Origin of the sequence: Methylophaga sp. UBA2496, assembly GCF_002341635.1 — a bacterium.
Taxonomy (GTDB): Bacteria; Pseudomonadota; Gammaproteobacteria; order Nitrosococcales; family Methylophagaceae; genus Methylophaga.
Genome location: NZ_DDOK01000005.1, coordinates 293983 through 316428, shown reverse-complemented (window position 1 = coordinate 316428; position 22446 = coordinate 293983). Strand labels below are relative to the sequence as shown.

The window sequence follows — 22446 nt, the reverse complement described above, 5'->3', positions numbered from 1 at the left end:
AAGCCCAACAATTCTGATGTTTCACATGTTGGGCTTCATAATTTCAGCCCACCTAACATTTAATATTAATACCGTTAAGGAAATCTGAATCGATGGAAAAACTTTTGTTATTGCTCACTATGAGCCTGCCTCTTCTGCTCACCGGCTGTGGCTATGATGAATTTGAGGGCAGATTTATCAGTGCGGATGGTAATGTGAGTTATGAGTTCCAGCCGGATGGGACGCTGGAAATCATTCAGGGAGAAGATATCACGACGGCTGATTATCAATATAAAAGCCGTGAGCAAACCATTAAATTGCTCGGTGCTCAGGAGTTACCTACTGATACACTCGCTGTTGAAGATGAAAATCATCTGCAAAGTGGTGATCTCATCCTGACTCGCGGTGTTGATTATGCGATGTTGACTGACACTACCTGGATAGGCAGCCAGGGCCAATACACATTTGCGTTAACCTTCACCATGACTGAACAGGGCTTGGAAACCGTTTCTGAGCTAGTGTCTTATTATGATGAAAATATGATGTATTTGTCACAGACTGATGACAGTATTACCCGCCTCGATGGCAATAAACTGTTTCTTGATCAAACTCAATACACCGTTTCAGACGTGACACAGGATAGTTTCAAAATATCAATCGGTGAAAACAGTATGGTGCTTGAAAAACAGCCTAAAGGCACTGAAATCACGATTCGCGATGGTTATCAGGCGATAGATGATCAGCTCTGAGCAGTTTCATTTCCTGTTGAAAAATAAAGCAAAGGCAACAAATAAAACAACACTTAAAATCCCTGCTTTTGAGTCGATATATTCAGCATGACCAACGATATTATCGCCTTGCAGATGTCGATTGAGTCACATCTTTGAATATGAATTATCCTAACCATCCAGATAGTTAGGAAACTAAATTGCCTGTGATTTAAATTCTGTGTAAATATACTTGGGAAAACAGGTACAAGGCGAAATAATGGATATTATCTTTCAGATTATCAGCCTGGAAAACCTGATAAGCTGAACAAAGGAGCCAGGGTTGAAGGAAAGATTGTTTTTATGGATGATAGCGACAAGAAACAGCTTTGTAGCACTTTTACCTTTGACTTTCCTGCGTGTTATCGGTGAATTAATCCTGAATTTACCCTGGCCAGACTATCAACAATCAATGGATATCTGGTTCGGCACAGAATGGCGTGTTCTGTTAAGACAAATGATCGACAGTTCTTTTGCATTATTTGGATTGTTGTTAGCCGTTATTGTCTCGGTACAACTGGTTTATCGTCTTCCCAGCTCGACCCGGCAAAGAGAAATTGCCCCTCCCCTGATGGTCGCAATTAGTGCGGTCATTAACTATCTGATCATAACCGTTTTACTGCCCAATACCTCTCCAATTGAGTTCAGTGCGGATATCATGGTTTTAGGTATTGTCATTGGAATACTCTCAGCAGAATTCATTATTTTTGCTGTTAAACGCCCTTATCTCGACCTGCTCAACTTGCCTGTGGATTCTGACACCACCTTTTATCACGCTATGCGTATGAGCCCTTCCATCATTTTCATTGGCATCACCTTTTTTATGTTGGGTTTGGCCCTGGCGGCAACACCTGCCTTTCCCAGTATTTCACAGCTGATTATCGACTGGGCAAACGCTAGTGGCAATGGCACCTGGATAATCAGTACGTTTTCTGTGTTGGTCAATCAGTTGTTCTGGTTTTTTGGTGTTCATGGCAGTGTTTTTCTGGAAGGAACCGCTCTGGCACAAGGCGCTTTAAATGGCACGGCTAATGGAGAACTCAATTCCAACCTTGCTTTAATAAAAGTGCTGTTCAGTAATTTTATTTTGTTAGGGGGATCAGGTGCTACGCTGGGTTTAATCATCGCCATTTTTATCGTCACAAGGCATGGCACTCAGAATAAAATTGCCAAAGTGTCTGTTATCCCTTCTGTATTCAATATTAATGACATTCTGATCTATGGACTGCCAATTGTCTTAAACCCGTTTTACCTCATCCCGTTTATTTTAGTACCGCTCCTGCTTATGGTGATTACGCTACTGTCAGTGCAGATTGGTTTTATTCATATCTATGACTCTGCAACGGTAACCTGGACCACTCCGCCTTTGATGTCAGGCTGGTTGTTAACGGAGTCCTGGCGAGGCGCTGTTCTGCAATTTATGTTAATTGCTCTCAGCACGGTGTGCTATTTGCCATTTGTCAGAAAAGCAGAAAAAAACCGCCACCAAAAAACCATGGAAGCATTTCAACTGGCATCAGATACGATTATTAAGGTGGGCCATAACAGACAAAGAATTGTGTCCAGGCAAGATAAGGTTGGCATGATCGCCCGCGATCTGATTGTGGATCTGCAAACAGCGATAAAGCAAAACTCACTGACACTGGCCTATCAACCCAAACATGATCGTCAGGGTAACGTCGTCGGTGTTGAGGCACTGCTCCGCTGGACACATCCCCGATACGGCATGATCTCACCGATTGCCATTGTCACGGTGGCCGAAGACGGTGATCAGATAAATCAACTTGGCAGATGGGTTATTCAACAGGCCTGTGCCTGTAAAGCCCGCTGGAATAAAGCCGGTTATCAGGCATTGACTATCGCCGTCAATATTTCACCCAATCAGTTAACCGACAAAGATTTACCGTTTTATCTGATGAAATATATTCAGGAATATGGCATCACCGCTGAGGAAATAGAGCTTGAAATCACCGAATCATCCGAGATCCCCGATACCAATCTGACCGATATCATTTTGCAACAACTTGTCGATACCGGTGTGCAGCTGGCAATGGATGATTTCGGTATGGGCTATTCATCGTTACTCTACATGCGCCGTTTTCAGGTGAATGCGATCAAGATTGATGGTTCCATCACACGCGATGTGCTGATCAACGATACCAATGCCGATATTGTCAGGACGATATGCTCGCTGGGGCAGGCCCAGAAAGTTCATGTGGTTGCCGAATATGTTGAAACCGAAGAGCAGCGCGAGGCGTTGGCTGAAATGGGCTGTGACCTTTTTCAGGGGTATTACCATAGCCCACCAATAGCCGAAGCGGATTGTATCAATTACTTCAAAATGCAGTTTGATATCGCTGCCAAGCAATTTGAGCTTAACTATAAGGTATGATTGGCTGACACCGTTATCTGGGAGTGACACAAAATGGATTTTTCACCAGTTTTTCAATCACTCTTCAACTTCTGGTATTTCATTCCGCTTTTTATCCTGCTTGCTGTTTTAAAATCAGCCTGGTTCAAAGGCCTATTCGGCGAATTTATTGTCAATGTTTTTGCTCAATGGAAACTGGATAAAGACACATATCATTTAATTAAAAATGTGACGCTGCCGACACAAGATGGCACAACTCAAATCGACCATATCATAGTGTCGGTGTATGGCGTATTTGTGGTAGAAACCAAAAACCTTCGAGGTTGGATATTTGGTTCTGCCAATCAGAAAATGTGGACACAGCAAATCTTTAAACATAAAAACAAATTTCAAAATCCTTTACACCAGAATTATAAGCATACTAAAACCTTACAATCGCTTTTAAACCTTGAAGAAAACCAGATACATTCGCTTGTGGTCTTTATCGGTGACAGTACGTTTAAAACCGATATGCCTGAAAACATCACATACGGTATGGGGTATATCCGCTATATTTTGTCCAAAACCGATAAAGTACTAAATCCAAGGCAAGTGCTGGATATTACTCAGGCCATCGAAGCAGGTCGTTTAGAACGATCCTTTAAAATAAATCGTGAACATGTGCGTCATGTTCAAAGCATTATTGCTGAAAAAAAACACCAGCATCTTTGCCCGAAATGTGGCAGTGAAATGATCTTAAGAAAAACAAAAAAAGGGGTTAATGCCGGCAAGCAGTTTTGGGGCTGTTCTGAATTTCCAAAATGTCGCCTGATGCTTCCCGTTAGCCAGGAAATCATTTAGTCATTGAGTCGTTGTACAATAGCGGTTTTATTTTCCAAATAACTTTTCAAGGGAGCTTTCATGAAAATCCAAAGCCATTTTGCCGATCTTGATACACCCACCGGTGTGATGCGTACCTATATTCATCGTCCTATCGGCGAAGGCAGCTACCCTGTCATTTTGTTTTATTCTGAAATTTTCCAGCAGACTGGTCCGATTGAGCGCGCTGCCAGATTAATGGCCAGTCATGGCTATGCCGTATTAGTCCCTGAAGTGTTCCATGAACTGAATCCTATCGGTACGGTATTGGGTTATGACGATGCCGGTCGTGATAAAGGCAATGCCGATAAAGAATACAAAGATGTGCAGAGCTATGACACTGACAATGAAGCGTTAATCAAGTATGCCAAGCAACAATCCTGGTGCAATGGCCAGTTTGGAGCGATGGGTTATTGCATCGGCGGCCATCTGGCCTTCCGTGCAGCTTTGCAACCTGAAATCAAGGGTACCGCCTGTTTTTATGCTACCGATTTACATATTCAGAAAATCCCGAATAAACCGGGTCAACACAGTATGGAACGTCTTGCTGATATCAAAGGTGAATTACTGATGATTTGGGGTAAGCAGGATAATCATGTGCCATCAGAAGGTCGAACGTTGATTTACAGCAAATTGAATGAAACCGACATTCCGTTTACCTGGCACGAATTTAATGCGGAACACGCCTTTATGCGTGATGAAGGTGATGGCGGGCGTTATGATGCTCAAACAGCACAAATCGGTTATCAACTGGCGTTGAATTTGTTTAGCAGAACGTTGCGCTAGACGCAGCGTTCCCACGCAGAGCATGGGAACGAGGTTAACAAAATTAAATGGATACAGCTGGCTGCCATGCTCTGCGTGGGAGCCTCTTTAAGTAATTCTCACGGTCTCTCATATATCACCCAACCGAACTGTTTATCTAATGCAAAACACCACTAAATCGGTATATACCCTGTTCAACTGGAACATTCTGATCCTGCCAACCGATGAAGAAATCTTTGTTGGATTATGCAGTCGGCCGGAGACAGTACCGCCATTTGCACCACCTGATGCAGCAGATGATTTACTGCCGTTTATTTTGCAAAACAGCAGTTCCATCACTGAGTTTAATGATAAAACCGGGGTTGGCTTCGATAAAGATGGCAGTCGTTATGTGATGCTTGGTAAACCGTCAGATCCGACAAACATGATTCGCTTTAGTGTCGGGCAGATGATGAAGCCGGATGAGATTCGCTGGAAGTATGAGTTTATTGATTAGGCCATTTGCGTTCCCACGCAGGAGCATGGGACGAATTTGCTGACTTTCTGACTTATACTGGCGCTCAAAATCCACCATGAGGTCATGCATTACCAAAGTCTACGGCGGTAACGCAATATAGGTACCATCATTACGTTTAGTCAATTCCCGCATCAGTATGCTGTATCTGTCGGTGCTGTTCATTGATAAAAAGCCGACACCATGAATTCTGGCCAGTCGTCTTCCATCACTGAGTTGTCTGTTCTGTCTGGTAATTCTATCGATTACCGGATCATAGGATGAACCAGTGTAATCATCACCAAATACATAAATGGACGTGGTGATATTGGGTTTGGCATATTTACGCAGTGCCGTTTCGACACCTTCGACGGGACTGCTATTGGATACCACTGACCAGTTTTGAAACATTCGGATAGCACTGTTTCTGGTGGAAGGAGTATCAGGCATCCAGCGACCATCATAACCCGAGATCATGGACGTCCCCATATCATTAAGTATCTGAAAACCTTTTACTTCTGGATGTATATTCAATACATTTACCACTTCCTGGGAAACCCGTGACCAGATCTGTTTCATACTGCCGGAAGTGTCGATAATAAACACGACATAATCACTATCAACCGGTATGCCACCGACTTCTTCAGAACGCTGATCGGTCGGCTTTCGTGGTGTCGGCAAGGCAGCTTGTTTTAACCGCGATTCCACCAGACTCATTCCACTAATACTTTCTTCCAGCGCTGCATTCTGTTGCTGTAGAGCTTTAAGTCGGCTTTCCAGCGAGGATTCGGCCTGAGCAATAGATTGCTGTTCGCTGGATAAGGTATCCAGCGTGGAAAGTTCCTGCTGAATTTGCTCGCTGATTTCGGCTACCGAGTTTTCAAGGCCAATCAATGATGCCAGTAAACTGCTCACATCATCGGCACCGGCAATGGATACATCCACATCGGTTTTGGCGATCAGGATCAGCATCACCACCGCACCAAACCCACATGAAATCACGTCCAGAAAAGACAGACTGAAAATATCCAGACCTTTTTTCCGATATTTCATGGCCAGTTACTCGCCGGGCTGATCAGTAATCCGCCGGTAGTGGCAGCCCAGACCCAGTATTGATTGACCGCATCAGGATCACCTTCCAATGGCAGCATAATCACATCTACCTGCATTCCCCGTTTGCCACTTTCATTAATGGTTTGCTGAAACAGCTTTACCCGACATTCACCTGAAATCGTCTGGGCATTTCCGGTCAGCGAGCTGCAACTGGAAAACGGATTCAGGCTGCGATATTGCGATTCGCCTTTGGTCGGCAATCCATCGGTAATGACATATAAGTTGGAGGGGGAAAACTGATTAACGCTATTCAAGCCTTTTTGAAGATTGGTCGCGCCTTCAGGAATAACAGTATTCAAGTCACGTAATATAGATGTTGCCGTTTGTGGTGAACTGGCTTTTTGCCAGCCTTGCTGATCACCTAAAACCCTGGCGTCTTCGCTAAAAGCGACCACCAACACGTCACTGTTTTCCGGTAAGCGAGCTAATAACCATTGCACTACATTTTTGGTTCTCAACCATTTTGCAGCGTTCTGTTTATTCTGCTGTGAACTGCTTTTGGTGCGGATAATATCAATCAGTTTTTCATTGGTCATCGAAGCGCTGGTATCCACCAGTATGGCAATTTTAGGCCCCTCAACCTTGAGGCCTAACAAATAGTTTTCTTCATTTATTCGCGGTGCTTCTACCAGATCAGCCTGCTGTTTGGGTATTTCAATCGAGGTAATGCTTGATTTAAGTTCTTCTAACGCACTCTCTGAGCGTTGCACCTCTTCGCTCTGGCTGGCGAGTGTGGATTGCTTTTCATCCAGTTGTTTTTTTAATGCCTGATAACGGGCATTTTCGCTGCTGAGTTGTTGGCGGATCTGTTCCAGAGTCGATCCAGCATCATCTCTGGCCTGTTCCAGCTGACTGATATCCTGTTTAAGATTGTCTATTTCAACCGGTGTTTCATCAATTTTCTGTTTGACCAGCATAAACACCAGAATAACGGCACCAAGGCCACAGGACATGATATCCAGAAATGCCAGACTGGAACCTTCGGCTTTTTTGCGTCGGTAAGCCATTTGCTGTTAGCGAATACGTCTCAGCAGGAATTTGTCGCAATAGCTTTGCGTATCGACAATCTGACTGTCCTGCAAACGCTGCAACTGATGAAACAGAAACATCAGAAAGATACTGATAAGCAAGGCCACTAATGTCGAATTAAATGCCAGCCCCAGACTATCGGTCATACCCGAAATATCACCGGCAAGCGCCTGATCAGCTTGCGAAAGCGCCTGACCGATACCACGTACTGTGCCGATAAAGCCGATTGAGGGTATGGCCCAGATCAGATAACGGATCATGGTGTTTTCGGAATCCTGCCTGACGGCCAGGGCTTCCAGGTTACTTTCAATCGCATCCGACAAGTTTTGAACGTTGTTGGTTGAACTGTATCGCCATAAAGATGAACGTAGCGTCTGCACCAGAGGTGAAGACATGCAATCCTGAGGAATCTCGGTATCCAAACGATGGATAATATGGTTCACATCAAGTTCTTTATGCCCCGTGTTTTCAATTTTCTCTTCATCACTGCTTTGCGGATCTTCAATCAAATCGACGCTGTACAGATATTTGGTTTTCAGAATCTCACGATAAGCGCTGGCAATGAGAAAACAGCCCCACATCATTAATATAAAACAGATTTCCTGCTCGTAATCTTTGATGATAACCACAATATTGCGAGGCGAAGACTGTTGCTGTTGCAAGGCTAAATCAATTAATTGAGCGGCTTCAGGCCGGATATAACCGATATACATCATATGCACCACAATGATCGATACGATCAATGCGGCAAAGCTTTTCATCAAGTCACTCATTGTTAAATATCCACCGGGAAGGAAACGGGAGAATTCAGGCTGATAACCGATTTACCACCCGCCCAGGCGTTATGAATCATCAATGAAAGGATCACAACCAGCGCGGTCGAGACGCCTATAAACACGGCTTTTTTTAAACTCATCATTATTCATTTCCTCCATTCAGAAAACGTCCGACTCTGAAACCAAGCGTATCGCGGGCCTGCTCGGCACCGTCTCGGTAAGATGCTCTTAATTCACTTAACGAACCTGAGCGCCAGTTTGCACCTTTTACCACGCGCATGCTGATTGTCGTACTATCCAGTATATGTGGATAAATAGTATCCAGTTTGGGTGCCGTGAGTGAATAACTGTCATGTGTCCATTCACTGACATTGCCGCCTAAGTCGTAAAGCCCGGACTTTTCGCGGCTAAAACTTTTCACCGGAGCGATTCCGGCAAAACCATCATAATATCTGGGAACATACAGGCTGACACTGCCTTTGGCAGCTTCATCGGCGATATTTACGGCTTTGATTGGAATTACCCGTTCATTGCCCCAGACAAACAAAGTCTGTTCTGGTTTGCCTGCTTTACGGGCCAGCCATTCCCACTCGGCTTCCATCAATAAACGGTACCCATCGGCATTGATATTAATACGATTTAACTGATTTCCCTGCACATCATAAACCGGGGTTAAACCTTCCTGCTGACTTAGCCAGTTACAGAAATTAACCGCTTCCAGCCAGGTCACATTGGTGACGGGTAATTGAGCATCGCCGGATTTAGTGCTATCAAACTGCTGATATTCGGCATGGGTGACTTCATTTGTGCCGGCATAAAATGGTCGATTGAGCCTGACCTGTTTTAGAAACTCGTTGGCACGCTGCCCCGGCTCATCTCGCCCTGCTCCCATTTTGATAATGTCATTGGGAGAAAATAAAGCCATTCCACCACCGGCTTTGTTTTTATAGAGTCTGGGGGCTTCAGCCCGTTTGGCTTGTGCTTCCGGAATCAATGTAAAAGACAGTTTCTGGGCTTCTGCAGCAGTTGGTGTGATGGATTTCTCGACCGTTCGGTAACCCTTCAGACTGAGCTGAATATCGTGAGAAACTGCCTGTAAATCCAATTCAATAGGCGTATTACCCATGGGTTTACCATCAACCGTGACTGTCGCCGGTGGTGTAGAAAGCACTTCTACCTTGCCCTTCTCAGGTTGCAGCGACATATCGAAGCTGCGCTTTTCATTAGTCGACAAGGTGAAGGTTTCGCTTTGACTAAAATAGCCCGGCTTGGAATAGGTGAGTTGATGTGATTTACCGGCTTCAACCGAGATAAGTTGCGCGTTTTCTATGCGTAACCCATTTAATGTCAGTTGCCCTCCAGAAGGTTTCAGGTTTAAACGCACACCAGCCGTTTCCGGTGATAAACGATAATTTCGTTCTAACGTCGGTTTACTGTTTTTAATTTCAATGGTTTCTTCGGTGGTTTCATATTTTGCCAGTGATACTTTGACGTGATGCCAGCCACCTTGCAGTGGCAAGGTCAAAGGTGTTTTACCCGCTTCCACATCATAAATAGTCACTAAGGCACCACTGGGATCGGAATTCACCGTCAATTCGCCCTGCAATGGTTGCAATTCAACATCCTGAGCCACTGTTTCACCGCGATTGAGTGATAAGTCGATAGTCATGGTTTGATAGTGAGGATGCTGAACAATGAGCTGATGCTCTCCGGCAGGCAGTTCGTATTCGAGAATATCAGCCACCGCAAGAACCTGCTCCTCCATTAACCAGGCGGTTTGATTGTCTTTAAGCAAGGTTGCGAGCACAATCTTTGCGGGTAAGGGCGTGAGCGTGATGCGCAGGACTTTACCGGAATCAGTCTGCTCAATAATTTGCTGATAGGGATAAAAACCATCTGCAGTGACTTCAATTTCAGTCGTGTCGGCAAGTGAGTAAACCGAACCGAACAGCACCATTGCCAGCCAGGAATCGGCATTAATCGATACGTCAGTTGCATCATCCGGCTTAATTTCTATACGTGTACCACGGGAGGCAAAGATAATCGTCAATATAATCAGGAAAACCACAACAAAGGTTGTCAGCAACCAAAGATACATTCTGTGCTGACGTTTTCTGGCAAGCTCCAGCTGCTGGTTAAATGGGCTCATCACACACCAGCGTCAGACTATAACGACTGACATCATAAGGAATGGTGACTTCAACCAGCTTGGACTTAAACCCCGGACGTTTGCCTTCAAAGGTATATTGACCGGGCTTGAGCTGAATCTCTTTTGCATCAATGACGCCAACATTACCCACCCCGCGCACCTGAATATGGGTTTTATTATCCGAACGCACTTCTACCGGGATGGTTCTGTTCACAGCCGTTAACACATTCTCAAGTTCGCGACGTTTAGTGGTGAGCGACGGGCTTTGATTACGATAGTTGGTGGCCTGGTTAATTGTCGAACGCGCCTGTTCACTGAGTTGACCATTTGACAGGCGATAAGGTGTTTTAAGGTAGTCATCAATCTTATTATTAAGTGACAAAATAGCATTTGCCATCGCCAGCTTGTCGGTTGCTGTCTGGTTGTTGGGGGTTTCTTTGATAACCTGTTCAAGGTTGGTTTTGACAGTCTGCCAGTCGTCTTTTGTCTCGGCCTGTCTGGCGTTGCTCAACGCGTTCTGAACCCGCTGATTTTTTTCGTATTGCAGTATCGCCGAATTGACATCACTGATCTCGGCGCGATTAGGATGAATATTTCTTGCCTGATTGAGTGCTGTTTTAGCCGCATCAATACGACCATTTTCAATTGCAGTATAGGATTGAGCGATAAAAGACTGAAATTTTTGATTATCAAGGGTGGACTGTAACGTTTGAGCGCGCTGTTTCAGGGCTTCCCTTTCCGGTGTTAACGTTAATAATTGATTGATTAATGTCAGTTCAGTTTGCAGATCATTTTCCACTTTCGCCACATTGATTTGATCAACCAGTGAAGCAATTTCAGGTAACTGCTCGATTCTTTCCGCCAGATCAATTGCTTGCTGTGAAGAATTATCCAGCATTAACGCTTTGGAAATAGCCAGTTTTGCCGGTTGGTATTGGTTGTTATCAAAAGCCTGCCGGGCATCCTGGATGGCAGTTTTAAATTGATCCTGGCTGTCAGTAATCGCCGTTTCTGCATGCTTGATAAGTGTATCCAGGGTGGCTTTCGCCTGAGCATATTTCGCTTCACCAAACTGTTTGATTGCCGACCTTTCTGTGGTGTTCAAACGCTCAGCCAAGGCTTTATCCCATTGTTGCAGTTCAATCTTGTTCAGCTCGGGCTTCAGTGTGTTTTCATAATGAGCATAGGACTCAAGATAAGCCTGCCGCAGCGTTTCATTATCCTGCGCACTCTCCGTTACCACTGGGATATCCACAATATCCAATGTCTGCGACGATTCGGCTTCGCTGCTGTCATGTATGGTTTTTGGCATCGAAGCCCAGACAATTAACAGCACACACAACACACTGAGCAGCAAAATGATAATCAGTGTTTGGAAAAATAGCTTTCGTTTGGCAAGTTTAGCTTCAGCGATTTTCTGCGTGATCATGCTTATCTCTTACAGTTGAACATCTGGCGTGGCTTCCAACTGATACATACGATTCAAAAATGCACGCCATTGACGGAACTGCTCATCGATATCACCGGTTAACTCAACTGATTCTTCTTCATAAGTCATCACCTGGGGAGCCATTTCCAGATTAATAGACTCTCCCAATTCATTTAATGCATCCTGATGAAACTTGGCTTCTTCACGTGATTTAAAGCCACTGGTCAGCAGCACGGCACCACCAATCCCCCCTGCAACAGTAGCAATATCTCGGGCAAAGCGAGGGTCATTGGAATTGCCTGATGTAGCGGCAGCCACCGCGGCACCGATTAAAACTGCCCCGCCTATCATTTTCCAGATGCTTTTTGTTTTGGCTTCTTTACGCAGCTGCATTTCAGCCGCACTGGCTTCCTGCCACGCCAGATAACTGTCATCCATTTGCTGTGAAAACGCGCTGTAGTTCTGTTGCAGATTATCGATAAACAGCTGTTCTCTGACCTGGACCGATTTCACCCGTTCAAACATCGGATCAGCATCACTCGGCATACTCACCAGTTTGATTTGCCGACCGCTGGTATCCAGATGCTCCATAAACGCCTGTTCGTTAAAACTGGCAGCAAAACGTAAATCGGCAATATTCTGCAGTTGAGCAAGCTCGCGTTGCTGTTGCTTGAGTAAGGCGTCTACAATCGCTTGAGCGGCTTCGGCAAAAGCCGGATCATAAGGATCTTTGCCATCATTACGAGGATTTTTGTAGAAACCTTCATTTACCTCGTGATCTATCGTTTTGTTGAGCCACTGTTTACCACTGGCATCCACTACATTAAGTCGAAACTCAACTTCCTGCCCAGTAGATTCGATAATTTCGCCCACCGTATATAAATCACCTGAAGCCGTGCTATTCGGTGCAACACGTACGGCACCAAACTTACCGGTTTCATCCAGGGCAGTTTTTAACTTATAGGCAAAACGATTGGCTTCAGCTCGTCTTAATTCCGGCCAGATACCTTCTTCTTCATAATCGGCGGCTTTATCTGAAAGCCCCGGTGAAAAGACCGGAATGATGACATCCAGTTTAATTCCCTGATAGGGGATCTCTTTGGGTTCATCCTGAGCTGAGGCAAGCTGTGGTCCGGTTTTCACATCACCGGCACTACCGGAGGTCGTCGCGCAGCCCGTAAGTACATGCATCATAATGATCATGTAAATCAGAAATTTAGACGGTGATCTGAAATTTTCAATCTTCAACAACGCTCATCCCCTTATATTTGCGATACTCATTCCAGAGTTTCTTTTTGATTTCCGGATCCTGTTCTGCTTCTGCCGCCACTCTGATTTGTGAAGCGATGGCATCATCATTATTGGCTGATGGAATATCTTCTGGAATAGCACCATTATTCGCGGCAGTTACCGGAACACCAGATTGGCCATTAACAGTGTCTTCTTCATAATCTGTTCCACTCATTTCAGGTGGCATTGATTCCTGAGTTTCCGGCTCGGTTCCCTGCATATCCTGACTGGCAACTGAGTTATTATTGCCATTGCTGCCTTCAAGTCCACCGCCTCCCTGATCGGCACCATTGCTACTGTCAGCAGATGTATTATTGGGGTCGGTTAATTTGCATAATTCGAAGCGGTTAAGTGAATCAAAAAAAGCTTTTTCCATTAATGCTATCCGTTCTGCCCTGGTAAGCTCCGGACTATCAATGTAACGAATATCCGCTTCACCACAATCAACAGCTGGAGTTGCCACCTCTTCCGCATGAACCGTGATAAATCCGGGCACCAATAGTGACAGGAGCAAGCTCAACAGTTTATTCCATGCGAATAAACTCAAAAAATCCAGATAACACTTTGAAAGTTTTTTCATAGGAACAGGCACGAGTCCGTTAATAGTGTTTTAGAAAAAATAGAACAGCAGAGTCAATATGGCTTTTATATGCATTTGTCAGCAGATGACAGGGATAAGTTTTCACTGCTTTTTACAGCCTACATTTTGAGGCGACTTATCATGGTATTTCTAAGCTGTCCCTGGCTTTTTTCATAATAACAATAAAGCACTATATATGAATGCCGACTGAATAGGCTGGCCAGTGAATCCGTTTATAAAACCTTGCATATTGATCTCAGGAATTGCTCCCAACGTAACCCGCTATTCTGTCTGCTAAAGTAGCATCATTTTTATGGCAGGGTGTTCAAAAATGAAATGGGCAGTGTTTGTCGTTATTTGGCTTTTCAGTTATCAGGTATTGGCACAACCGGTTCAATACGAAGTCAATGGAGAACAATTTGAAAGCTACTATGTCAGTCCCGCTGATGCTGCACCATTAGTCATTCTGATTCATGACTGGGATGGCATTACCGATTATGAAATTAAACGTGCCAATATGCTGTATCAGGCTGGTTATGCCGTTATTGCAGTTGATATCTACGGAGCCGGTATTCGGCCAGCTGAAATAGCAGACAGGCGCCATCATACCGGAGAATTGTATCGGGATCGGCAACGTATGCGGGATTTAATCAATGGGGGCATCAACCAGGCAAAACAGCTCGGCGCAGCCACCGATAATGCGGTGATGATCGGTTATTGCCTGGGCGGTACCGCAGTTCTGGAAATGGCTCGCTCTGGTTCACCAATGAAGGGTTTTGTTGCCATTCATGGTGGTCTGGGGACGCCAGAAGATCAGGATTATAAGCATGTTCAGGCTGAAATTCTGGTGCAGCATGGTGCAGCGGATGCCAATATTTCTATGGAAGAATTCAGCATGTTGAGTATGGCCATGGAAAAAGATGGTGCCCCTAATGAAATGATTGTTTATGGTGGGGCTCAGCATTCATTTACCAAAGCAGGAAACCCGCATTACGATGTACATGCAGATGAAAAATCCTGGCACCGCCTGTTAAGTTTTCTGAATGAGAAACTGCGTTAGATTCGCTAGTTCCAGCTGTTATCTTTCATAGCCATCATTGCTCGAGGCTAATTTTTACCCAACAAGACGACAATGCTGTTGTGGTGTCGATGTTTTCAATCAGTCATCTCCAATGCCAAAGTCGGAAAAAATAATGTCAGTACTCTGCAGTGTGGCTGAACAATAAGCTAGAGAACTGTTTTATTGAATCCTGCAGAAAATAAAATTCACTTTTCACACACAAATTTCACACTATTTAGCGGATACTTGATAAATGAAAACATCCGCTTTGGTGATTGGTGGCAGTGGGCAAATTGCTCAGGCCATTATTGATAAACTTTTAACTTACTTAAGGGCAGAAAACATTGTTGTTATCAGCCGTGGACTTCCACCTGATAAGTTTTCCGAAGTTATCTGGCATCAATCGAAATATGACGAGGCCAGTATGAACAAACTGGCCATGCAGTTTTATGATGAACAGCGTAATTTTGAAAAAGTCTTTATCTGTCACGGTGTATTGCATGATGGTGACATAAAACCTGAAAAACGGCTGGAAGAACTCTCTGCAGATTCGATCAGCCACATCCTGAATATCAACACCATAACGCCAGTGCTCTGGCTGAAACATCTTTTACCGGTACTTAAACAGTCAATGAACTGTCAATTAATCATCTTCAGTGCAAGGGTCGGTAGCATCAAAGATAATCATGCAGGTGGCTGGTACAGCTACCGGGCCAGCAAAGCAGCGTTGAATATGCTGTTAAAAACGACGGCTATTGAATATGCACGTCGGGCCAAACAGGTAAAATTAATTGCCTTTCATCCAGTTACCACTGACACCCCGCTTTCCCGCCCGTACAGTGCCAACGTGCCCGAAGACAAATTATTCAGCCCTGACTTTGTAGCCGACAGACTGTTTGAGATATTAAAAAACCTGCCTGCTGACGGTGAATTGTCCTTTGTTGACTGGCAAGGCAAGTCGATTAAATGGTGATATGTACGCTTCAGCCATCTCTTTTCTGTTCTCGTGCATCCAGTCGGGCATACGCTTCTTTTTCATGATGGATATCGCTGATCAATCCACGATGCATGGCGACAGAAATGGCTTCCTGATTCTGAAATCGCTCGCCATCTTTAAATAGCAGGTCGAGTAAATCCCTTGCTGGCATATCAAGATATTTAGACAGCTTTTGGGATTCATTGGAAAACTTCTCCAACACTTCCGGATGTTGCTGCTGAACATTCAAAATCGCCAGATTATCAATGATAGCAAGCTCTTTTGCTGTTGCAGGACTCAGCCCATTATCCTGTACAAACCGTAAACTGGTTAAGCCGGTCAGCTGATGAAAGGTATTTTGTACCAGATTAAGGTCAGCATCGCGTCCTGCTAACGCCACCCTCAACCATTTCAACCGATGTCGGGCCAGAATGATCATGCTTTGTTCGATCTCTTTGCTCATAGAGCTCAGCTCCTTTCAATGCCTGTTACCTTGTTAGCACAGCAGAACCATTTCAGACAAGTCATAAAGGTCCGATCCGGGACATGTGAATTTTCTCAAGCTACCATTCAGTGATGGGATCTCTGTATATTATTTCCAACAAAAAAAAGTTTTAATGAATTGAGCGGCTAATATGCTGTAAACACGAATGATTTCCATTTTCCTTAGTTTATACAGGCAAAGTTTCCCAACATAAAGGGAATTATTCATTTACTGTGACGTACAAAAACTTGGTAATAATAAGCACATAAATTACTGCTTAGACACACTCTAAAAGTAAATTTAATATCGTTATATTCAGGGAGATAGCATTATGGCGAGTTATTATCTGGATTCAAATCCCAACCTGACCAGCAACACATGTGAAATTCATCGTGTTTGTCCTGAAACCTGTCCAAACCTCCCCCGTTCTGCAGACTGTATTGCACTGGGAGACCTACCCGATTGTAAAACGGCAATTTACGTAGCAAGAAGAAAGTACTATAACCGGGCCCAGTATATTAATGCCTGTGAGCAATGCTCAAACGCTATTCCTCATTAATCCATACTTAATTGACCTGGTTCTAGGATCCCCCCTTCCCCACTTTAGTTTTTTTCCATTGCTGTTAAATTTAAACTTTTGATATCTGCCCGCAAAAAGATTTATCCTTTGCGGGCAGATTATCAAGGAACTCAACATGTCTGAACCAAGCGTTATTCCAAATTCCGAAAAACCAATTAATCCTGTTCCCAATCAAGCCAAAACACTGACAATCGTGATTTATGCTCTGCAGGCCGCATCATTTATTGTCGGTTTGACGTTTTTAGTTGCAGTTATCATCAATTACATCAAACGCGATGATGTAAGAGGCACCTGGCTCGAGTCACATTTCCGCTGGCAGATCCGTACATTCTGGTTTTGTTTGCTATGGGGTCTGATCGGTGCTTTATTGAGTGCTGTCGTTATTGGTGTTTTTATTCTGCTGGCAAATGCCGTCTGGGTAATTTACCGTATCGCCAAAGGCTGGATAAATGTAGCCGACAACAAACCGATGTACTCTGAAAGCTGATATGAAAATGCCGTTAAAGTGAGGGAGTCACTTTGACAATGGCATTTTGAATTTAAATCAAATGCCATTTTTCATGTTAGGCTTTGCAGTCTTTCAACGCTAACCTCTCGTATAACTGGATTGTATGACCAAATATCTCACTCTCGCATTGCTGCTTTTTACTGCTACTCCTAGTCAAGCGACACAAGTTTTCACTGACCCTGGCCTGAATGGTAAACCGACACCCGAAGGGGCCGATATCGCCGTATATGTCGTAGATTCTGCCAATGGTAAAGCGCTTTACTCGGAACGCGCCGAGCAATTCCAGCAACCAGCCAGTCTGCAAAAAATCATTACCGGCCTTGCTGCTCGGTTAACACTTGATAAAGATTTCCGTTTTGAAACAACGGTAGAAACATCAGATAAAGATATCATTATTAATTTCAGTGGTGACCCGACATTCACTCGGACGCATCTGCGTGTTCTGGTAGAAAAACTCAAACTAAAACAAACGACAATTGAAGGGAATCTGTATTTAAACGGCGGTGCTTTTGACACGTCAGAACGCGCTATTGGCGTGCCGTGGGATATTATGGGAGTCTGTTACAGTGCTCCTTCAAGCAGTATTACCATGAATGGCAACTGTGTTTACGGGAAAATTGAAGGCACCACACCGGCTCCGGTAAAAGCATTAAGAGCCAGTGGCTCTCCCTATATCAATATCAGTGCTGACGATATCATCATCCGGGAAGGTTTGGAGAACCAGAACATAGATTGTGACCTCAAACTTACCGCAGATAACTGGAATCAATATTCACTCAATGGCTGTGTAGGATCGCATCGCTTGCCAGTCAATTTCCATCTGGCCGTACAAAACACCACCATGTACCTGAGCAAGGTTTTGCAGGAAGAACTCGATCGCGCCGGTATCCGTCTGAAAGGGAAAATCATTCGCAACGATAAGGCTACAGGTACGGTCATTGCTCTGCATCAATCGGAACCATTACTGAAACTGATTGATGTCATGATGAAACGGTCTGACAATCTGATTGCTGACAACCTGTTGAAAACGGTTGGCCGTATTTATTACAAACAACCCGGCAGTTATGAAAATGGTGCAGCCGCTGCCAAGGCAGTACTCAAAGACAAAGCCAATATTGATTTGTCACGCGCTATCATTCTGGATGGTTCGGGTTTATCGAGAAATAACCGCGTCACCGCAAAACAATTGATGCAGGTCGTACAATTTATCTTCAGTAACAAAGAACTGGGATTAATCGAAACCCTGCCAGTGGCAGGCCAATCAGGCACCCTGCAGTATCGCAGCAGTTTGGTTAATGCACCGTTGACCGGAAAAGTGACGGCAAAAACCGGTTCCATCTATGGTGTGTACAATCTGGCCGGTAAAATCAACACTAAATCTGGTAAGTCGTTATATTTTGTTCAGTTGCTTTCCAATTATCATTCGGATAGTGATAACCGTAATGTTGCCCGCAAGCCATTAAGAGATTTTGAACGCGGTTTCTATGAAAAGTTATATAACGATAATTAAAATTCATCTTGGAGAGCAACTCTCAGATATTAGGGTCTGTTGTTCTTTCAGACCCTAGTTATAAAAAAACCCTCTTTGCGAACACAAAGAGGGTTTTTTATTGCATAAAGCGTTAGCTTACCAGGCAGATTCACCCGTTTCAGGATCATACATTTCATGGTGGATCTTGTTACGGTTGGCGATCAGCTCATCAATCGTCGGTGACCCCGACATAGCACGTTTAATTGCCAGCTTCATGGCTTCGTAGTTAGTACGATACAGATCCTTACGATCCACATCCGGGTTTGCTGCCGCATCCGGGGCAATCCAGATCATCGCTACAATACATAAGTCATCGGCATGTTCTTTTGGTATCACACCTTCGATAACACTATCCAATACGGCATCAGCAATTGCCGACTGTACCGGACCACCAAACAAGGCGACATAACTTCCTGATTTAATTGTGACTTTAGGCACAATCATGGTGGCTGGTTTAACTTGCTGGTTGGTCGCGCGAATGGCAAACATACGTGTGTGCCCTTCAGTCTGTCCCATCAAATTAGCAAAAGCCTGACCTGCAGGTCCTTTGGTACTGCCAATCAAAATTTCCGGCATTGCATCCGTGCCTTGATCTTCACTGGCAAAGACGGTGGCTTCTCCGGTTCTAAACCATACGGGTTCTGACATTGTTACACTCCAAATAATTATTAAGAAAAAACGCGCCATTCTATGTTGATGCTATCCAGGCCCGCAAGCAATAATCCTTAAGGCGTAATTCCCCCTGTTAGCCAATATGCGAACACTGGGAGTTCAAACCCAATAGGATCCTAACCATTTGCAAAGGTATTACAACTTGCAATATCACCCGATTCAAAACCGGCTTTAAACCAATGCATCCGTTGAGATGCACTGCCATGGGTAAACGAGTCCGGGCTGACATAGCCTTTGGATTGTTTTTGCAGGGTGTCATCACCGATTGCGCTGGCTGCACGTAAGCCTTCTGCGATATCTCCGGTTTCCAGCAACTGTCTCTTTTCGTTGGCATGATTGGCCCAGATGCCAGCAAAACAATCCGCCTGCAGTTCCTGTTTCACTGAAAGTTTATTGGCATCTACTTCACTTAATTTACTGCGCGCGGCGTGAACCCTGGACGATATGCCCATCAATGTTTGAATATGATGTCCCACCTCATGGGCAATCACATAGGCCTGCGCGAAATCTCCCGGGGCACCAAAACGGTTTGCCAGTTCATCAAAAAAATTCAAATCCAGATAAATCTGCTGATCGCCGGGACAGTAAAAAGGCCCGATGGCTGATTGGGCTGTACCGCAGGCTGAACGCACCACCCCACGAAATAATACTAACCGCGGTTCCTGATAGCGCTGGCCGTTATCTTCAAAAATATTGCTCCAGGTTTGTTCTGTATCCGCTAAAACTACGGAGACGAACTCAACCAGTTCCTTTTCTTCCGGAGATTCATTTAATGTTGTTGAGGATGCTGTACTGGTTGGACTTTCACCAAGACCAACAACATTCAATATATTGCCAAGGTTACCGGTAAATAAGCCATAAGCCACTACACCGACAATTAACAGCAAGGTGCCTTTAAAACCAAGAAAACGAAACATCAGTGGCAATAATCTTAAGCCACCACCGCCCATACCACCTGCACGAGAAACACGCATTGAGCGCCTATCCTCAATATTACTGCTCTTAGGTCTACCCTTCCAACGCATAATTGATTCCTTTAAAAGCAGATTGAATTTTTGATGGGGTGACTATTTTCTGAATGCCAGAGTCTGTTCCGCTATGTGAATAACATAATCATAATTTATACGTTAGAAGCTGAAGGAAATATTTTCTTCAGCAAACGATATTTCAGGGCCTGACAGGCATTTACCCCATGCTATTTCACACCGTATTCACTTTACTGGCAGTACTTTGTTCTACAGGTAATCTTAAGAGTAAAAGCAATGTGCGATAGTAAAGCTGAAGATAAAATAAAAAACATTCCGGAAAGTCGACGACTGCCTTGCAGAGGCTGCACGGCGGATTGTAAGAATTACGCTTTTTGTGAAGGGAAACCGTGGAGACAGGAGCCACAGGGGGGGCAGGCGGACAAAAAAATTCATTAACAGCCACAAAAGCCCGGTAAACCGAATGCGGTTACCGGGCTTTTAATGTTCCGCTTCATTACCGGCTATTTTGTCTACTGGTTGGCTAGTCCAATCAATATTGCTGGCTTATGCCCTGCTCTGCAGCCTCTTCCAAACCAGCCGGGTCCTCATCAGGGTAAGGTTCGTTCAGATCATCATCATCTTTGTTACGGTTCATTTCATCGGTTGATTGAGGGTTATCGGCATCTTGACCTTCCTCATCACCATAAGGGTTTTCACTCCACTCAGGATCTGCATTGAGTTCATTATCCTGGCCTATGCGATCTTCCTGCTCATCTGAGCAGCCAGATAACATAATCGAAGCGAAAGCAAATGTTATGGTAAACATGATGGTTTTTAACATAGTCACTCCTTACTGATTAATTGATAAATAATGGTCATATAAACTTTTTACTCCGGCGACCTTTGGTTATGACTTACTAAAGTTGATACCAGTGAAATTAAACAGGTTTACCACAGGCACTGGTGAGCCTGCTTTTCATTCATTGGCTGTGTGACATCATTTGCGGGGTCGTCTTCATAACTTTCAGGAATATTCGCCGTAATCACTTCTGCAACCGTTGTCTTGTATATGTTTTTGCCATCAGATACAGCGTGTAAAATAATATCTTTAGCGCTAATGGTTCCAATCAACTCATCATCACTGGCGACGACAAGATACCCGACATGCTCCTGATCCATTATTTCTGCTGCCTCTCTCAAACTGACAAAACCAGGCACCGTCATTACTGATGAATTCATAATCTGTTTTTCGTTCATCCCAAATCTCCCGATTAAACATTCAGCGATAAATGAATAGTCCATGGTATTCAGCAAGCCCTATGCCAGATGACAAACAGCCTGGTTTTTAACATATTTCATGAGCTCCGGCAGAGTCATGCAACTCGGCAAACCCAAAACCTATAATTTTTTCTCTGTATCTCAGTAATTTTTACCCATATTACATTTTGTTTTATAACGTCATCACTTTTACAACATAGATCAATATCAGCAATGACAAGCCTTCGCATAGGATTCATTATCACGGGTATACATATTGCAATACCGTTCTATCTTTTATTGAATCCAACAGGACAAAAATATGACTGACTCGCAAGTGCAAGTGCAGCATACAGATGCCATAACCTTGTTAAAAAACGATCACCGTAAGGTTGAAAAGGCCTTCGCTCAATATGAGGAATTAGGGCCATACGCTTATATTGGAAAGAAAAATCTGGCGGATGAAATCTGTGCTGAACTTATACTGCATACACAGTTGGAAGAAGAAATTATTTATCCGGCTTTTCGTAAAAAGCTGGCTGACTCGACCGATCTGGTCGATGAGGCGCTGGTTGAGCATGACAGTGCCAAACTTCTGATTAGAGAAATTCAACAAATGCAGGCTGACGAAGAACTGTTTGATGCCAAAGTCAAAGTGCTTTCGGAATACATTGAACATCACGTCAGGGAAGAAGAAAAAGAAATATTTCCGTTATTGAAAAAAAGCGACGTGGATCTGCTATCACTTGGCGAGAAGCTTGCTCAGCGCAAACAACAGCTAAGCTCTGAGCATAAAGTCTAATTTCAATAG

23 protein-coding genes are annotated in these 22446 nt (G+C 44.2%); 10 read left to right on the top strand and 13 right to left on the bottom strand.

The features are described from left to right. Nucleotides 1-92 precede the first annotated feature (92 nt). The 5 genes from B2W60_RS08665 (at nt 93) to B2W60_RS08645 (ending at nt 5236) form a co-directional block, all read left to right on the top strand. On the top strand, nt 93-728 hold the full coding sequence (locus B2W60_RS08665) for a hypothetical protein (RefSeq protein ID WP_292359671.1): 636 nt from the start codon (nt 93-95) through the stop codon (nt 726-728). A 301-nt stretch (nt 729-1029) separates the two neighbouring features. Further along, nucleotides 1030-3138 carry an EAL domain-containing protein gene (locus tag B2W60_RS08660; protein WP_292359673.1) on the top strand — a complete coding sequence of 703 codons (2109 nt, stop codon included), beginning with the start codon at nt 1030-1032 and terminating at the stop codon, nt 3136-3138. Between the two features lie 33 nt (nt 3139-3171). Next, a complete protein-coding gene (locus B2W60_RS08655) occupies nt 3172-3957 on the top strand; it encodes a nuclease-related domain-containing protein (protein WP_292359675.1) in 786 nt (261 codons plus the stop codon). Between the two features lie 60 nt (nt 3958-4017). Continuing rightward, on the top strand, nt 4018-4761 hold the full coding sequence (locus tag B2W60_RS08650) for a dienelactone hydrolase family protein (RefSeq protein WP_292359677.1): 744 nt from the start codon (nt 4018-4020) through the stop codon (nt 4759-4761). Nucleotides 4762-4900: 139 nt separating this feature from the next. Continuing rightward, entirely contained in the window at nt 4901-5236 is a 336-nt protein-coding gene (locus B2W60_RS08645; protein WP_292359679.1) for a hypothetical protein, read from the top strand. A gap of 99 nt (nt 5237-5335) precedes the next feature. On the opposite strand, the gene B2W60_RS08640 is transcribed toward B2W60_RS08645, so the two are convergent. Genes B2W60_RS08640 through B2W60_RS08605 form a run of 8 tightly spaced genes read right to left on the bottom strand, consistent with a single transcriptional unit; the run spans nt 5336 to nt 13539 of the window. Continuing rightward, nucleotides 5336-6286, bottom strand: coding sequence for a hypothetical protein (locus B2W60_RS08640; protein ID WP_292359681.1), 951 nt, complete (start codon nt 6284-6286; stop codon nt 5336-5338). Continuing rightward, the gene (locus B2W60_RS08635; protein ID WP_292359682.1) at nt 6283-7353 is read right to left on the bottom strand and encodes a VWA domain-containing protein; all 1071 of its coding nucleotides are present in this window, start codon (nt 7351-7353) and stop codon (nt 6283-6285) included. The genes B2W60_RS08640 and B2W60_RS08635 overlap by 4 nt, the downstream gene beginning before the upstream one ends. A 6-nt stretch (nt 7354-7359) precedes the next feature. Beyond that, a complete protein-coding gene (locus B2W60_RS08630) occupies nt 7360-8148 on the bottom strand; it encodes a MotA/TolQ/ExbB proton channel family protein (protein WP_292359684.1) in 789 nt (262 codons plus the stop codon). A 2-nt stretch (nt 8149-8150) separates the two neighbouring features. Next, nucleotides 8151-8294 (bottom strand): hypothetical protein, encoded by a 144-nt coding sequence (locus B2W60_RS08625; RefSeq protein WP_292359686.1) that lies wholly within the window; start codon nt 8292-8294, stop codon nt 8151-8153. Beyond that, nucleotides 8294-10300, bottom strand: coding sequence for a PEGA domain-containing protein (locus tag B2W60_RS08620; RefSeq protein ID WP_292359688.1), 2007 nt, complete (start codon nt 10298-10300; stop codon nt 8294-8296). The genes B2W60_RS08625 and B2W60_RS08620 overlap by 1 nt, the downstream gene beginning before the upstream one ends. Further along, complete coding sequence (locus B2W60_RS08615; protein WP_292359690.1) at nt 10287-11729, bottom strand: hypothetical protein; 1443 nt, start codon at nt 11727-11729, stop codon at nt 10287-10289. Before B2W60_RS08615 ends, B2W60_RS08620 begins: the two co-directional genes overlap by 14 nt. A 9-nt stretch (nt 11730-11738) precedes the next feature. Further along, a complete protein-coding gene (locus B2W60_RS08610) occupies nt 11739-12923 on the bottom strand; it encodes a hypothetical protein (protein ID WP_292363970.1) in 1185 nt (394 codons plus the stop codon). A gap of 43 nt (nt 12924-12966) precedes the next feature. Further along, nucleotides 12967-13539 (bottom strand): hypothetical protein, encoded by a 573-nt coding sequence (locus B2W60_RS08605; protein ID WP_292359694.1) that lies wholly within the window; start codon nt 13537-13539, stop codon nt 12967-12969. A 391-nt stretch (nt 13540-13930) separates the two neighbouring features. Here B2W60_RS08605 and B2W60_RS08600 point away from each other — a divergent pair, with 391 nt between their 5' ends. Then, entirely contained in the window at nt 13931-14659 is a 729-nt protein-coding gene (locus B2W60_RS08600) for a dienelactone hydrolase family protein (RefSeq protein ID WP_292359696.1), read from the top strand. A 253-nt stretch (nt 14660-14912) separates the two neighbouring features. After that, entirely contained in the window at nt 14913-15632 is a 720-nt protein-coding gene (locus B2W60_RS08595) for an SDR family NAD(P)-dependent oxidoreductase (RefSeq protein WP_292359698.1), read from the top strand. 10 nt (nt 15633-15642) lie between these two features. Here B2W60_RS08595 and B2W60_RS08590 read toward each other — a convergent pair whose 3' ends face one another. Continuing rightward, nucleotides 15643-16098, bottom strand: coding sequence for a hypothetical protein (locus tag B2W60_RS08590; RefSeq protein ID WP_292359699.1), 456 nt, complete (start codon nt 16096-16098; stop codon nt 15643-15645). Between the two features lie 716 nt (nt 16099-16814). On the opposite strand from B2W60_RS08590, the gene B2W60_RS08585 reads away from it, so the two are divergent. Both B2W60_RS08585 and dacB read left to right on the top strand, forming a co-directional pair. Further along, complete coding sequence (locus B2W60_RS08585) at nt 16815-17186, top strand: DUF4870 family protein (RefSeq protein ID WP_292359701.1); 372 nt, start codon at nt 16815-16817, stop codon at nt 17184-17186. Between the two features lie 124 nt (nt 17187-17310). Next, entirely contained in the window at nt 17311-18717 is a 1407-nt protein-coding gene (gene dacB / locus B2W60_RS08580; RefSeq protein WP_292359703.1) for a D-alanyl-D-alanine carboxypeptidase/D-alanyl-D-alanine endopeptidase, read from the top strand. Between the two features lie 117 nt (nt 18718-18834). On the opposite strand, the gene fae is transcribed toward dacB, so the two are convergent. From fae to B2W60_RS08560, 4 genes are all read right to left on the bottom strand, one after another. Then, the gene (gene fae, locus B2W60_RS08575) at nt 18835-19386 is read right to left on the bottom strand and encodes a formaldehyde-activating enzyme (protein WP_292359704.1); all 552 of its coding nucleotides are present in this window, start codon (nt 19384-19386) and stop codon (nt 18835-18837) included. A 140-nt stretch (nt 19387-19526) separates the two neighbouring features. Further along, nucleotides 19527-20435, bottom strand: coding sequence for a KPN_02809 family neutral zinc metallopeptidase (locus tag B2W60_RS08570; RefSeq protein ID WP_292359705.1), 909 nt, complete (start codon nt 20433-20435; stop codon nt 19527-19529). Nucleotides 20436-20928: 493 nt separating this feature from the next. Beyond that, nucleotides 20929-21219: a hypothetical protein gene (locus B2W60_RS08565; RefSeq protein WP_292359707.1), complete on the bottom strand. Its 291-nt coding sequence runs from the start codon at nt 21217-21219 to the stop codon at nt 20929-20931. Between the two features lie 107 nt (nt 21220-21326). Next, a complete protein-coding gene (locus tag B2W60_RS08560; RefSeq protein ID WP_292359709.1) occupies nt 21327-21635 on the bottom strand; it encodes a CBS domain-containing protein in 309 nt (102 codons plus the stop codon). Nucleotides 21636-21957: 322 nt separating this feature from the next. Here B2W60_RS08560 and B2W60_RS08555 point away from each other — a divergent pair, with 322 nt between their 5' ends. Then, a complete protein-coding gene (locus tag B2W60_RS08555; protein WP_292359711.1) occupies nt 21958-22437 on the top strand; it encodes a hemerythrin domain-containing protein in 480 nt (159 codons plus the stop codon). Nucleotides 22438-22446 lie beyond the last annotated feature (9 nt).